This is a genomic window from Sphingomonas sp. TREG-RG-20F-R18-01 (genome assembly GCF_022662475.1).
Lineage (GTDB): Bacteria > Pseudomonadota > Alphaproteobacteria > Sphingomonadales > Sphingomonadaceae > Sphingomonas.
The window spans coordinates 1-14361 of sequence record NZ_JAKNQQ010000009.1 but is presented as its reverse complement, the minus strand read 5'-3'; the positions used below and the strand labels follow the sequence as shown (position 1 = coordinate 14361).

9 protein-coding genes are annotated in these 14361 nt (G+C 62.1%); 1 reads left to right on the top strand and 8 read right to left on the bottom strand.

Annotation, left to right across the window (positions count from 1 at the left end; translation table 11 throughout):
- The first annotated feature begins 181 nt into the window (after positions 1-181).
- The gene (locus L8K25_RS18370) at positions 182-901 is read left to right on the top strand and encodes a DJ-1/PfpI family protein (RefSeq protein ID WP_242140451.1); all 720 of its coding nucleotides are present in this window, start codon (positions 182-184) and stop codon (positions 899-901) included.
- Between the two features lie 31 nt (positions 902-932).
- Here L8K25_RS18370 and L8K25_RS18365 read toward each other — a convergent pair whose 3' ends face one another.
- From L8K25_RS18365 to L8K25_RS18330, 8 genes are all read right to left on the bottom strand, one after another.
- Positions 933-4157, bottom strand: coding sequence for a cytochrome P450 (locus L8K25_RS18365; RefSeq protein ID WP_242140450.1), 3225 nt, complete (start codon positions 4155-4157; stop codon positions 933-935).
- Between the two features lie 90 nt (positions 4158-4247).
- Positions 4248-5897: a long-chain fatty acid--CoA ligase gene (locus tag L8K25_RS18360; RefSeq protein WP_242140449.1), complete on the bottom strand. Its 1650-nt coding sequence runs from the start codon at positions 5895-5897 to the stop codon at positions 4248-4250.
- A complete protein-coding gene (locus L8K25_RS18355) occupies positions 5894-6223 on the bottom strand; it encodes a DUF4387 domain-containing protein (protein ID WP_242140448.1) in 330 nt (109 codons plus the stop codon). The genes L8K25_RS18360 and L8K25_RS18355 overlap by 4 nt, the downstream gene beginning before the upstream one ends.
- 5 nt (positions 6224-6228) lie before the next feature.
- Positions 6229-7581: an acyclic terpene utilization AtuA family protein gene (locus L8K25_RS18350; protein WP_242140447.1), complete on the bottom strand. Its 1353-nt coding sequence runs from the start codon at positions 7579-7581 to the stop codon at positions 6229-6231.
- Positions 7574-8959, bottom strand: coding sequence for an LLM class flavin-dependent oxidoreductase (locus L8K25_RS18345; RefSeq protein WP_242140446.1), 1386 nt, complete (start codon positions 8957-8959; stop codon positions 7574-7576). The genes L8K25_RS18350 and L8K25_RS18345 overlap by 8 nt, the downstream gene beginning before the upstream one ends.
- A 33-nt stretch (positions 8960-8992) precedes the next feature.
- Complete coding sequence (locus L8K25_RS18340; RefSeq protein ID WP_242140445.1) at positions 8993-12016, bottom strand: TonB-dependent receptor; 3024 nt, start codon at positions 12014-12016, stop codon at positions 8993-8995.
- 103 nt (positions 12017-12119) lie between these two features.
- Positions 12120-13538, bottom strand: a complete 1419-nt coding sequence (locus tag L8K25_RS18335) for an MmgE/PrpD family protein (protein WP_242140444.1) — start codon at positions 13536-13538, stop codon at positions 12120-12122.
- A gap of 105 nt (positions 13539-13643) precedes the next feature.
- On the bottom strand, positions 13644-14361 hold a 718-nt coding region (locus tag L8K25_RS18330), incomplete at its 5' end, for an MFS transporter (RefSeq protein ID WP_242140443.1).

The window sequence follows — 14361 nt, the reverse complement described above, 5'->3', positions numbered from 1 at the left end:
GGAATTTCACCTCTTCGCAACCACCTGAGACAAGCTCATGGCCAAGGTCGTTCGGCTCGATGAGAGCCCGAAGCAAGGATTGTGGTAGCTGGCAGAAACCGAGCGGTCGTTGTCCTTTCCGCCACTCACGCCCCCGCTGGAATGGGTCGTAGATAGCGCGGCAATCACCGGAGCTCTCCTGATGACCGACTACGTCCTGACCTTCGCCCCGGGTGCCGAGCCGCTGAAGATCGGCATGGTGCTCTATCCCGGTTTCACGCTGCTCGACCTTGCCGGTCCGCAGGCGGCGCTCGGCATGAACGGCCAAACCATCCTGTTGTGGAAGAACTTGGAACCGGTCGCCACCGACAGCGGAATCGCTCTATATCCGAACACGACGTTCGACGACTGCCCGAAGGATCTGGACGTACTCTTCGTCCCCGGCGGGTTCGGAACCAACGATGCGATGAAGGACGCCGAGATCGTCGACTTCCTCGCCCGCGTCGGTCCCAAGGCGCGGTACGTGACGTCCGTCTGTTCGGGCTCGCTCGTGCTCGGCATGGCCGGGCTGCTCGACGGATATCGCGCCGCAACGCACTGGGCCTGTTATCCCGCGCTGGAGGCGGTGGGCGCGATCTCCACGCACGAGCGGGTCGTCGTCGACCGGAACCGCTACACCGGAGGCGGCGTGACCGCCGGCATCGACTTTGGGCTGAGGCTGCTAGCCGAGTTGCGCGGTGAACAGGTGGCCAAAGTTACCCAACTTGCCATGGAATACGATCCCGAGCCGCCGTTCAACACCGGCACGCCGGAGACCGCGGGACCCGAACTGACCAACATCGCGCTCACGATCATGGGAGACATGAACCCCGAAGCGATTGAGATCGCACGTTCCCGACGCCGCGAGCAGATCGCGGCGTAATCGCCGACATAAGTCGACGGGCTGGAAAGCCTCATTTACCGAAACCGAATACGTCTTGGTGGTAAATGCCGTCTTCGACCATTGCTTCAAGCCACTTGGACCCAGCGAGATGGTCCCCGCCGGTCTTATCGGCGTGAATGCGGATTAGTGTGTCACGGACGGCCGGCGCCATAAAGCGGCCGTCGCCACACAGGAAAATCTGACCGCCCTGCGACAAAGCTGTCCAAATTGCGTTCCGCGCTGCCCATAGTGCGTCTTGAACATAAAGGTGCGGCTGTTCTGGCACTTGCGAGAAAGCGAGATGGAGCTCGACCACGCCATCACCGGCCCATGCCTCCATCTCTTCGCGGCAAAACCAGTCATGATTGGGATGGCGCGCGCCAAAAAACAAGTGACAAGAGCTCGTCGCTCCCAGCGCGGCGCGCCCCTGAAGAAAACCGCGTAACGGTGCAAAGCCGGTTCCCGGCCCGATCAGCACTAGCGGCACGGCCCCGTCGCGGGGCGGCGCAAACGGCGGGTTGGGACGCCGGACATAGCCGAAGGCGCGCGCACCCGGCTCAAGATGGCGCAGATGAGTAGAGGCGAGCCCCTGATGCATACCAACGCCGGACCAGGCGGGAGCGTGAACGGTCCCAACGATCAGATCGACCGTGTGCGGGTTGACGATCGGGGACGACGCAATCGAATAAAAGCGCGGCGCGATCGCCGGCGATACTTCGACGAAGCTGTCCAGGCTCAATTCCGCCGCCGGGTGCCGGAGGAGTAGTCCGAGGAGGGTAAGCCGCGGTTCGGCCACCTGCGTGCGCCACGCTTCATCCTCAACCAATGCCACGAGTTCGCGGCGCGTGTTCGGGCAGCGGGTCTGTACGGTCACGGCGTCGAGCGCACGGCGCGACATAGCTTCGCTTAAATCGACGAAGTCGGCGAGGAGCTGACGGACCGTGACAGTCCGTCCGACCGGCAAGTGACGGAAGCGCGCGCCCGACGCAGTGGGTATCACCAGCATCTCGGCAGGCGTTCCAAGTCGTTCGAGCGCGTGGTTGACGAGCTCGTTGCGGTTGCGAGCATAGATGGCAAGGTGGTCACCTGCGGCGTAGGTCTGTCCATCGGGCAGCGCCAACGTCATGAACCTCGTCGAGCCGCGCGGTGCCTCGTCGGCGAAGTTCCAGAGTCCGTCGGCCGGACGGACGAGCTCGTCGTTGCGCTTGACCTCCAGCTCAATGGCATGCTCGGGCAGCGCCACGGCGCGAACTTCGCGCGCATCGACCAGTGCGAGCGTCAGCCCGCCAGTTTCCGCTTGGCCGCCTGTTGCGCCCAACGCCTCCCAAAGCTCTTTTAGAAACGCGGACACGCCAGCATCGAAATCGCCATCCCCGTTCGCCTCACCCCGAGGGCATAGGCGCTGCGCGCCCGTCGCAGCGAACGCGGCATCAATCTTCTTTGGAAAGGCCTGATAATTAGGCCATTGCGAGTTACCGATGCCGAGCACGGCAAAGCGCGTCTCGGGCCATCGTGTTTGTGCGAACCGAGTCGCGTCAATTGCCGCTTCGACGGCCAGCGCACTATCAGGCGCGCGGCCGTTGTAAGTAGCGGTGACGACTACGATCACACGATCCTCGGGCAACGTGCCCATCGCTTCGTCGAGTGACAGCGCGCGCGCCTCGAAACCGTCGTTTGACGCGCGTTCGGCGATCTCCTCCGCCACGTCGCGCGCTGTGCCGAGTGAGGTGCCATAGAGAACCGACAGGCGTCGCCCGTCCCCTGCGGCACGCAGTACCTCTTCAGCGCCGCGCGTGGTGCTGAAGAGCTCGCCACCGATGAGGCGGTCGTGCGGCGCCCTTGCCTTGATCCGCATCCGAAACGCGTCAGGCTTGATCGTCAACGTCTCCATTAGCTTGAGGCGGTAGCCCTGCTTGTCTGCGATCGCGAAGCGCTGGAGGATCATGGCGAGCGCCAGCTTCGCCTCGACCAGAGCGAACTGCCGGCCGATGCACGCTCTCGCGCCGTTACCGAACGGCTTGTAGGAGTGCGGATGGTGCTGCGCCTCGGCCTCCGGCAACCAGCGGTCGACGTCGAACTCCTCAGGATCGGGCCAGGCGCGCGGGTGGCGATGCAGCCCGAGCGCAAATACGCTGATAGGGCGATCCTTCGGCAGCACCCATTTGCCGCCGATCACCGTGTCCTCATACGCCCCGACTGAAAAGGACGGTGCGGTGGGCCAGAGCCGCTGCGCCTCCTTGATGACGCGCTCGATCACCTTGAGGTGGGCGAGATGCTCGAAAGTCGGACGCGTGTCGCCGGGAAGCACGCGATCGACTTCGACATAGGCTTGCGCGAGTACCGCTGGCGAGCGCAGCAACTCCATCAGCGCGAAGGTCAGCAACCCAGAGGTGGTGTCGTGCCCAGCGATCAGGAAAGTGAGAACTTGGTAGCGGATGTTGAGATCATCGAGCGGTGCACCAGTTTCAGGGTCGGTCGCGGTGAGCATGAGATTGAGCAGGTCACGCGACTCAGCGGGCGTTCGCCGGCGTTCGGCGATCAGCCCGTCGACCAATGCGTTCATCTCGGCGATGTCAGCTTCGAAATTTGCATTCGCTTTCTTGGCAAAGCGCTGCTTGATTGGAAGGCGTGTGGCGATCTTGCGCGTCTCGGCAAGCACGCGTGCTAGCGCCTCCAGGAACGGGTCGAGTTCGTCGCGTTCGAAGCTGCCAAATCGGTGTCCGAACCCGGCGATTGCGATGCTGTCCAGAGTTAGACGCGTCATGTCGTCCGCGACGAGGACGTCTTGTCCCTCCGCCTTCGTCCACTTCGTGACGAGCTGGTCGCATACTTCCAGGATCATCCCGAAATAGCCGCGCATTGCGCGCTGGCTGAAAGCAGGCAGCAGAATACGGTGCGCCTTGCCCCAATTTTCCTCTTCGGTGAACGCGGTAAACAGGCCATCGCCGGCGAAGCGGCGGACGATGCGCAGGCCTTGACCGGGCAGTTTGCGGAACCGAGTTTCGTCACACAGTTCGGCGACAAGATCAGGGTCGGTGGCAAACAGCAATGCGCGCTTGCCGAGCATCACCTTGAAGATGCCGGGATCGGCGAATTCCCGGCTCAGTTCGAGAATATGGCCGGTGAAGCCGCCTCGCGGAATCTGGTGGAGGTTGCCCAGAACGGGGACTGTCTCCGGCCCGGGATAATGGGACGGGTCGAGCAACTCGGCGGAAGGGACATTTTCAGCCGTGTCTTCAATGTCCAAGATTGCCACGACTTTATCACTCCTGCCTAGCAGTACCGATGCGGTCATTCGCTTAAAGCTGCAATTTGCGAGACGTTATCCGCTCATGCGCACCGGCTATCAGTGACGGTACGCAGACTTCGCCAGTTCCTCCTCAACCAGTTCCTTTTTGGAGAGCTTGCCAATCAGCGTTTTGGGGAGGGTGTCGCGGATCTCGATTTCGCGTGGCATTTCGATCTTGCTGACTTTGTCGCGTAGGAAGTCGCGCAATGACTCCGACGTTACGGTGCCCGGGTCTATCAGGGTCACGAATGCCTTCGGAGCTTGGCCCCGATAGGAATCGGGCGCCCCGATCACCACCGCCTCCGCTACCGCCGGGTGCTCGTACAGGGCGTCCTCAATCACGCGCGGATAGACGTTAAAGCCGCCGCACAGGATTAGATCCTTGATGCGGTCGACGATAAACAAATGGCCGTCCTCATCGAGATGACCGACGTCACCTGTTCGCAAGGCTCCATCCGCGAACGCCTCTTCGGTTTCGTCGGGTCGGTGCCAGTAGCCGCGCATCACCTGCGGTCCGCGCGCGCATATCTCGCCGTTCTCGCCTGTAGGGAGCAGACGATCCGGGTCCTCGCGATCACGGATTTCAATGGTCGTCCCTGGATAGGCAATGCCAGCAGACCCGCGCTTGCCCGAGCCGTCGGCAGGCTGACAGGTGATGATCGGAGACGCCTCGGACAAGCCATAGCCCTCAATTAGCATGGCGCCAGTCAGCCGCTCGAAGTCTGCTTTGAGCTCGGCGGGCAAGGGCGCGCCACCTGAAATGCAGAAGCGAACGAACGACAGGTCAACCCGCTGCTTCGCCGCGGCACCGACGATCGAGCCGTAAATCGTGGGGACAGCGGGAAAATAGGTCGGCCGCGTGTTCTTAATCGTTGTCAACGCCTGAGCCAGGTTGAAGCGAGGCATCAAGATCATCTGCGCCCCGATACGGACCGAGAAGTTCAGGACAGTTGTCAACGCGAAGACATGGAACAGCGGCAGCACACCGAGCACGCGGTCCTGCTCGGGCCGTTCGTCACCAAAATGAACCAGCGTCGCGTCGGCGTTTGAGACGAGATTGGCATGCGTCAGCATCGCCGCCTTGGGCGTGCCCGTCGTACCGCCGGTATATTGCAGCACGGCCACGTCGTCTGGAGCGATGGCGACCGGCTCAGGTGCATTCCGATTGTGGATCAGGTTGCGAAAACGAAGATGCCCCGGTTCGCTGGATGGCTCCGCGATCTCACGGTGCTTGAGCAGCCGGTAGGCGAGCCGCTTCAGTGGCGGCAACGCGTCGGCAATCGGGCAGGTAACTACGTGTCGCACACCAGTCGTGGCGGCGATACGGGCGACCCGGGCGTGGATTTCGGGAATGTCGCAAGTGACGATTACTTCCGCACCCGAGTCCTCAAGCAGGTGTTTCAACTCGCGGTCGACGTAGAGTGGATTGACGTTGACCACCACACCCCCCGCTTTGAGCGTCGCGAAATATAGGATCGGATAGTGGGGGGTATTCGGCAGGCACAGCGCAACGCGCGTGCCCGGTGCAACACCGAGATCCTGAAGGCCGCGTGTGGCGCGCTTCACGATGCGGCCGAGTTCCACATAGCTGGTCCGCCGGCCGAGAAAGTGGATTGCCGGACGGTCGCCAAAGCGCCGCACCGCCTCGTCCAGCAGGTGACCGAGTGATCGCGGCTCGGCAGACAGCGGCGGGCCCTGCGCAATCATTCCGGTTGCGCGATCTCAAGGGCTAGCAGCGGAGCGTGCTGTTGTGCGCCGAAGGTGTCGGTCTCGCCGATGCTGCCCTGCGGACGCGGACGGCGGATCGTCAGCTTGAACGCGAGTGCGGGATCGAAGAACTGGAAATTGGTGATCGCGTCCGGATCAATCGCGTAAGCGCGGGCGAGTGACTCGCGCGTGACTGACCCGCTTTCCTTCACCATCCGGTAGCGCTCGGCGTCGTCGAACATCACGTCGAAGGTGAGCTCAAAAGGCCCCGCATTCTTGCTGCGGACGAGCTTGGCGAGGTCGCGGATCGTGGGCACGTTGCGCATGGGCGTCAGACCTCCAGCCGATGAACGGGGAACAACTCTGTCGGACTGTCGACTTCCATCAGGTGATAGATGCTGAACGCGCACACCGGACCGATCTCATTTTCCATCGGGGTCAGCGGGAACGCCATATTGCCTCCCGTCGCCATCTGCCGGGGATATGGCGCATGAAGGCAGGCGACACGCGCAGTGTTGCAGATCGCGTTAGCGATGTCCTGGGTCGGGCCGATGACTTCGGCGAGAATACAAAGCTCGTGCGGACGCGCGTCCTTGATCGGTTCCAGCGCGCCCATTACGCCATTCTTGCCATAAACATGGAAGATGAGCTGAGCCAACCCATCGGCCAGCGCCGCGTGGGTGGCGGTCACATGCCGTGTGACAGCCGCGAGAAAGTCGTCGATGCCCTCGATCAGGATCGGGTCGCGGATTCCGCCAATGAACACGGTGCGGTGACCGACGATCGAAGCGCCCTCCAGCTTGACCGTGTAGGGGGTTGTGCGGAAAACGCTGCGTTCCACCCGAACCGTGCGCTCGTCGAGCGCGGTGTACGTCGCCGTGTTCAGATCAAGTACGCCGCCCGGCCCTGCGAGTAGATCGGCACGGGACTTTTCGTACAACGTATGTGCGGCGACCGAAAGTGGCGTGCAGCGCTCCTTGGCGCTCATAGGTTCCAGGTCGAAGCTGTTAGCGCGGATCGTCGCCAGGATGACGCGCCCCTTGGGCTCGGCGCACACTGCACCGCATTCCATGATCTTACCCATGTGCCACGCGACCCCCGGATCGATCCCCCGTTGGAGACACAGCGCGGCATAAGGCGCGGGGTCGTAGGCGCGACCTGCGACGATCACGTCGACCTCCTCACTCAGGGCTTCGAGAAACGGCTCCACGCCCATTTGCGCGACGATCGCAACCGACGCATCGACCGCAGCTTCGTCCAGCGGCGGCACCGGACCGCACGGCCCAATCCGGCCTGCGGCCAGTCGCTCGCGCACGACATCCTTGGGAATGTCGGCGTAGATCGCCGCGATCTTGAGCTTGTAGCCCTTGTCGCTCGCGATCGTGCGGATCAGGCCGACCATATAATCGACCTGCGCGTTGGTGCCGGTGCCACCGGCCGAGCCGATCAGCACCGGGATTTTTCGGGTCGCGCACGCCTCCAGCATCGGCTCCAGATCGCGGCGGTATGCCGAGTTGCTGTTTGTGCGCTTGCCCAGCCCCAGTTCTTGCGGTCCATTGTCGGTCGAGCCTGAATCGATCACGATTGCGTCGGCGCCTGCGTCGATCGCCCTCCAGAAGTCGGCAGCCGGGTAGCCGTAGCCGAGCATTCCGACCGGCGTAACGATCTTGAGTTCCTTAGCCATGCGACAGCACTCGCGCGTCGGCCGGCGAGGGCCGCTCGCCTGCAAGGGGGCGCTTCAGGCCAAGCGTATCGCGCAGCGTTGCGCCGTCATATTCTCTGCGGTGCAGCCCGCGCCGTTGAAGTTCTGGCACGACCAGCCGGACGAAATCCTCGTAAGAGCCCGGCGTCTGGGGCGCCATAATGACAAAACCGTCGCAGGCGTCGGAGAACCATTCCTCCATCTGGTCAGCGACCTGCTTGACGTCACCGCAGAACATTGGCGCTTCCTTGAGCGTACCGCGCCCGGACACCTCGACGAAGTCGCGTACCGACGGGTTCTTCTTGCCGCTCTTGGTGATCACCCGGTCGCGGTAACTCTGCCACGATACGGCGGCGAGTTCCTCATCGGTAAATGGCAGATCATAGTCGCGCGCGCCGAAATCGACGTTCATGACTTCGCATAGCAATGTCAGCCCGTCGATCGGTTTGGACAGGCTCTCCAGATAAGCGCGCTTCTCCTGCGCGGCGTCCGCAGATTCGGCAACGACGACGTTGACCGCAGGCGCAACCTTTACGTCGTCCGGGTTGCGCCCAGCGGCTTCGGCGGCTCCACGCAGGCTCTCATATTGCTTTCGGCCGAGATCACGATTGGGATAGCCCGCAAACACCAGTTCCGCCCAGCGTCCAGCGAAGCGCTGCCCGCGCCCGCTTGATCCCGCCTGAAGGAGCACGGGATGGCCCTGGCTTGAACGCGGCACGGTGAGCGGCCCGCGCGTCTGGAAATACTCGCCCTTATAGTCGAGCCGGTGAACCTTGTCCGGATTGGCAAAGTGGCCAGACGCCTTGTCGATGATGAGTGCGTCGTCCTCCCAGCTATCCCACAACCCCATCACCGCTTCCATGAACTCGTCGGCGCGGTCATAGCGAAGGTCGTGCTCAAGATGCTCGGTGCGGCCGAAGTTTTCGGCCTCGGAATCGTTGAGCGAGGTAACGATGTTCCAGGCGACCCGACCTTTGGTCATCAGGTCAAGTGTCGCGAACAGTCGGGCGACGTGATAGGGTTCGTAATAGGTCGTCGAATACGTCGCACCAAGCCCCAGGTGGGTCGTTGCACATGCCATCGCCATCAGCACTGGCGTCGGGTCGAGCTTTACCGCCCGCACGCCGTTCTCCACCGTCGCACGGTGGCTGGCGCCGTAGATATCCGGCATCGCCAGACGGTCATCGAAGAACGCCATGTCGAAGCGGCCATCCTCCAGCGTCCGCGCGATCCGCTGATAGTATTCGGGCGCCATGAAATCGGGTGTCGAAGCGGGGTGCCGCCACGACCCGGCGTAATTCGAACAGTTCTGCGCCTGCATGAAGGCGATCAACGACATCTGGCGATCGGGCTTAGTCATTATGATGGTCCTGTGCTTGACTTTAGGTGTGCGTCAGAAGCTCTGCGTCACGCCGATCTTGAGCTGCCGCTTGAGCGCACTCGCGGTGAACGGATCATAGTTGTAGTTAAGCCGCGCGAACGGGGGATCCTCATCAGTCACGTTGAGCACCGTCAGGTTGATCGTCGTGCCAGTCGCGAGCTGCGCACGAAGCGAGATGTCAGCGGTCGTGAAGGCGCCGATCTTCTGGCCGTTTAGCTGCTGAGAACCGGCCGACAATCCGACTAAATCGACGCGCGGAACAAACAGAGTGTCGCGCTGATCGCGGTAGCTGCCGATATAATTAAGGGTGGCGCGGGCGCTGAAGATGCCGTGGCCGTAATCGACGAACGCTTGCCCCTTCCACCGGGGCAACGGATACGCGATCGTGCCACTGTTTAACTTGCCCGCGGCGTCAAATCCCGACTGGACGAGTATGCCTTCCACTGAAAGGTCGCTGACGTTATAGTCGATGACGTAGCTAAGCGACCCACCGAGCCCAAGCGTTCCGCCGAAAACGTCGCGTTTGTGATACGTCAGCTGCACGTCGATTCCGGAGGTGTTCACAGCCGCGGCGTTGACCTGCCGCGTGTTGACGCGCGATACGGTCGCCAAGCTGCAAGTCCCCGCTCCCGGGACGCCGCCGCCATTGGTAAATTGAAACCGGTTGCGCAGCGCTGCAAACGCTGGGTCGGCACAGTTCCCTGGATTGGCGAATAGTGCGGTCGCCATGTTAGCCGCTGGCTCCGCTACGATGAGATCGCGTAGCTTAAACTTGAAATAATCGACGTTAAAGTCGAACCCGCCGGCCTCGATCACGACGCCACCCGAATAGTTGGTCGCAGTTTCTGGCTTGAGGCTCGAATTGCCGAACGTATCGATCGGAACGAAATTACGTCCGACCAGTTGGAGCGTCGTGTCAGGCGTGTTGTTGCGCAGCTGGTCTGGCGGCCCGCGAAAGGTGGTCGAATAAGAGCCACGAAATGCCAGCCAAGAAAGCGCTTGATAGCGAGCGCTGACCTTCGGGTCGAACGTCGAGCCCACGCCCCCACCGTAATCTTCGTATCGCGCCGCAAGTTGAAGATCGAGCCCTTTGAACAACGGCGCGCGAAGCTCAGCGAAGGCGGCTTTCACGTTGCCGGACGCACTGCCGTTACGCCCCGAGCCGAGGAACCCAAGCGCGCCCACGACCGGCGAGCAGGTCAGATTGCCGTTGACCGGGGTGTCGCGACATGGTGTCGCCGCTAGATTGCTGTCGTTGCCAAACTGCGTGCTAAATTTGGTCTTGCGGTACTGACCGCCGATCGCGAAGGCGAGCGCGCCCCCCGGTAGCTCGATTCCGGTTTTTCCGCTGATCGTCACGTCGCCGACATAGAGCTGCGTCTCAACTTTGTTAGAATATTGCCCTGACAGATACTGTGCCAACTCGGTGCTATTAGCGACGCCGGGGACATAGGTCGAGTTGGCGACGCCGAGCCCCGGATTACTAGGAGAGGCATTGCCGAACGGGTTCAAATAGATGCAGCCGTTTTGCCCAGGGGTATTCGCTGCTACGTTGCAGCCGGACCCGCCTAATCCGCGGAGCGCCAGCTGAACGCGATCACCAAACTCATCGACCCCGCGCACGTCCCGGATATAGTCGTGGTAGGTGAAGCTGGTGTCTAAATTAATGTCGTCGGTGAGTTTGCCCTTGATCGCGGCAGTAAAGCGGATCGACTCCGATTGCCGCTTGCCATCGCTGGAACCGAAATCGTCAGGAAATAGCGGGTTACCGCCCGAGAAGAAGGGACGGAAGCGAAGGAGCGGAAACACCACGCCGGCCGCGCTCGCGGGGACCGTTCCGGGGTTCTGCTGCAAATAGGCTTGATAACCGGGATTGCTGGCAGGCACGAAATATCCCGCGACCCCTACCGTCGGGTTGATCGTCGGCAGGGCCGACCTGCTGGGTGCCTGGGTCAACAGGTATGACGGTGAAGTCCGCGCATGCGGCACGTCCGACATTGCGTAGAGTGCCGATGCTTCGAACGTGAAGCGATCTGTCAGGTCGATGCCGACCTCGGTGTAGATCTGGTAACGGTTCTCTGTGTCGGTCAGCGCATTGAACGGCGTCCCTTGTGTGTAACACGCTCCGTTAGCCGCTGGTGCCGAAAGTGTACCGGTTGCTGCAAGCGTACCGCCGAGCGCGGCGCAGGAGCGATCGACGGTCAATCCTGCAAGCGGGGTACCGCCCCCCGTCACGGGAACAAAGGAACCAGGGCTGCCACCTGCGCTGAACCCCGCTTCGGGATTGTTGGCGTACGGCTGCACCGCGAAATCGCGATCGACCGTCCTCAGTTCTGAACGATGCTGATACCCTGCCGCAACAAGGAGACGAAGCCCGTCGGCCTGGTGCCCGAAACTTATCGAGCCACCATAATCACCATCCGACCCCTTTATTTGCTTGTAGTCACCCGTGACCAGAAAGCCCTTCTGATTAATGCGTGTGATAAAGTTGACTACGCCCGCGATCGCGTCTGACCCGTAGGTGGCAGCAGCGCCGTCCTTGAGAACCTCAACGCGACCGATCGCCGCGAGTGGCAGCAGGTTGATGTCGACTGCAGGAACGTTGATCCCAGCGTTTACGAGCCGCTTGCTGTTGAGCAGCACCAGTGTCCGCGAGGGCCCGAGGCCACGCAAATTGACCGTGGCGATGCCTTCCGATCCCTGCGAGCGCGTATCAAAGGAGTTGGAGTCGCCGAGCACGCCGCTGGAAACCGTTAGTGTCTTCAAAAGCTCGACCGGCGACGGCGAACCCTGGCGCGCCAAATCTTGACCCGAAATGACCTCGACCGGCGAGGTGCCGGTTTCCGAAGACCCGCGAATAAGGGATCCAGTTACGATGATGTCGGCGGCCTGATCCGCGCCTGCCGGAGCGGGGGTTTGCTCCGATGTGGGTGTCGGTGCGGGCATTGGAGCCACTTGCGCCTGCGCAGATCCGATTGCCAACGAAGTAGCAAGTGCGGTCAAACTCAAGTGACCGAGTGTCGTGAATGCCCGCATGACTGTAATCCTCCCGAAGTCTTATAATTATTGAGCGCGACCTTTATCGCTGCCCGCCGTCGCTACAATTTGCGACAGACTATCGATTCATGTGCCGCTGTTATTAGTTTAGCCGAGTGGCATTCGTGATTTCGCCGATACTTCCGACCCGCTCAACGTTGCGAAGTAGGTCTAGCAGCGCACGCGCGCGCTCGTCGCTCACCGCCCGGGAGGCATTGATCAGGAACTTCGCCTCGATCGTTTCGGGCGACAGCGGACGGTCGGGCGTTCCTGTGCTCGTCATCTCTCGTTGGCGGATTACATCGCCGTTCTTCATGGTGAGGCGCACCTCACCGGGGAAATGCTTCGGGAAATCGCTTCCGGGATCGTCTTCAACATGTGCGAGCGCGGCCAGCGCAAGCACCCGGGGATCGTCGACACCGCGGTCGTGGAACGCGGCCAGATCGACCACGCCGGTAGCAAGCGCTAGTGCTACGACGTAGGGTACGCTGAACATTGCCTCGTACGGCGATTGAGGCCGCTGCCTGCGCGCGAGCGGTTCACCAACGAGCGGGTACAACCTCTTGTGAAGTGGAAGATCGATACGCACGATCTGATCGACATCGACCATCTCACGCAAATGCAGTGCGGCATCGACATAGGCATGTATGAAGTGACAGCAGGGATAAGGCTTGAGCGCGATCCCCTCAATCAGCCAGTCTTCGCCCAGCCCGACCGTCGGCATCATGGTCGGTTTGGGCGCCTCCCCCAGATGAGTCTTGTAGAAGCCATGCTTACCTTCGAATACCGTGGTTGCGCCGGTAAAACCATTCTGCGCGAGCACAACCGCCGAATAACCCGCATGCGCCGACCACCCCGCATGCAGTCGTTTCAGCGACCCGCCTAACTCGAGGATACCCGCCGCCTGGCTGCCGGCGAAGCTGAGCGCAGAAACGAGCTGGTCGCGGGTGAGTCCGAGCAGCCGCCCGGCTGTGAAAGCCGCCGCGAAGGTGCCCGCCAGCGCCGTCGGATGAAAGCCGCGATCGTGAAACCCGCCTTCGGCCGCGTTGGCGATGCGGCAGCCTAGCTCCAGGCCAACGACAAAAGCGGCGAGCAACTCTTCACCGTTGGCGCCGGTCGCCTCCGCCGCAGCGAGTCCGGCCGCGAGTGCGGGCGTTGTCGCGTGATAGATGGCGGTGACGTGCGTATCGTCGAAGTCGAGCCCATGAAACAGCACGCCGTTGACTAGCGCGGCGTTTATGGGTGGAAGCGCCGTGCCGCTGCCGAGTGCAGTCGCCGATCCGGTCCCACCCAGCGCCTTGGCCCCGGCCAATATTTCGTCTGCGAAATCGAACCCGGTTGCAGCGAGCGCCAGCCCAAACGCGTCGAGCATATGCGCCTTGGCCTTGGCGACCACCGGGGCCGGTACGTCGACGAGTTTGAGCCCAAGCGCGAAATCCGCCAAGCGCTGCGCCTCTGTTCCGGGCTCAGGCGCAGTCGCTGGGGTGGGGCGCTCCATCAAAGTGCTGGGTACGGTGGCCATATCAGGCGTCCTCTCAATTATGACAGCTTGTTGCTCGTTGTTGTGCCGATCCAGCAAATCGCGATCGGCTATGCTTTTATTCTCACCCGCTATGGATGAACTTCGCTAGACGGCCGCATTGGTGAAGCGGCTCTCCACTTCGCGGCCGAAACGCCGGCGCCCTATAAGGAAGCCGAGCGCGCCCAGAGACAGCGCAATCGCGACAACGATCGACAGCGCCGTGCCGATCGGCAGCGCCGTTCCCTTGGCGAGGAGCGCCACCATGGGCGGCCCCAGTCCTGCTCCCACCACGGTTGCGACGAGCTGATAAGCTGCCAGCGCCTGTCCACGCATCTCGCCAGGCGCGATCTCCTGGAGCGCAGCGGGACCGAGCGCGATGCCGGCCGAGCTACAAATCGTTATCAAACCGATCAGCGTTATGTAAGTCGCGGCCCCCGGTGCAAAAGGAAGCAGGACCGCGAGCACGGCGCCGATCACACAGGCTGTAGCCGCCACACGGAACTTGCCATCACGCACGCCTCGCGCAGCTAGCCGATCGGCGATCGTCGTCCCGCCGATGACACCGGCCAGCCCGCCGAGCATGACGGCAATCCCCAATCCGAACCCCGCTTCCGCGCGCGTGACGTCCATCGAGCGGACCAAGTGCGTCGGTGCCCAAGCTAGGACCGCATAGCCGCCCAGGACAAAGGTGCCAAAGCTCAGAAAATGAGTAAGGAACAGACGGCCACGGCTTTTCATGTACCGCAACACGGCCCCGATCGGCATCGCCGCCTGCACAGCGCCCGCCACAGTGAGGCCGCGTCGCGCTGGCTCCGGCAGAAGC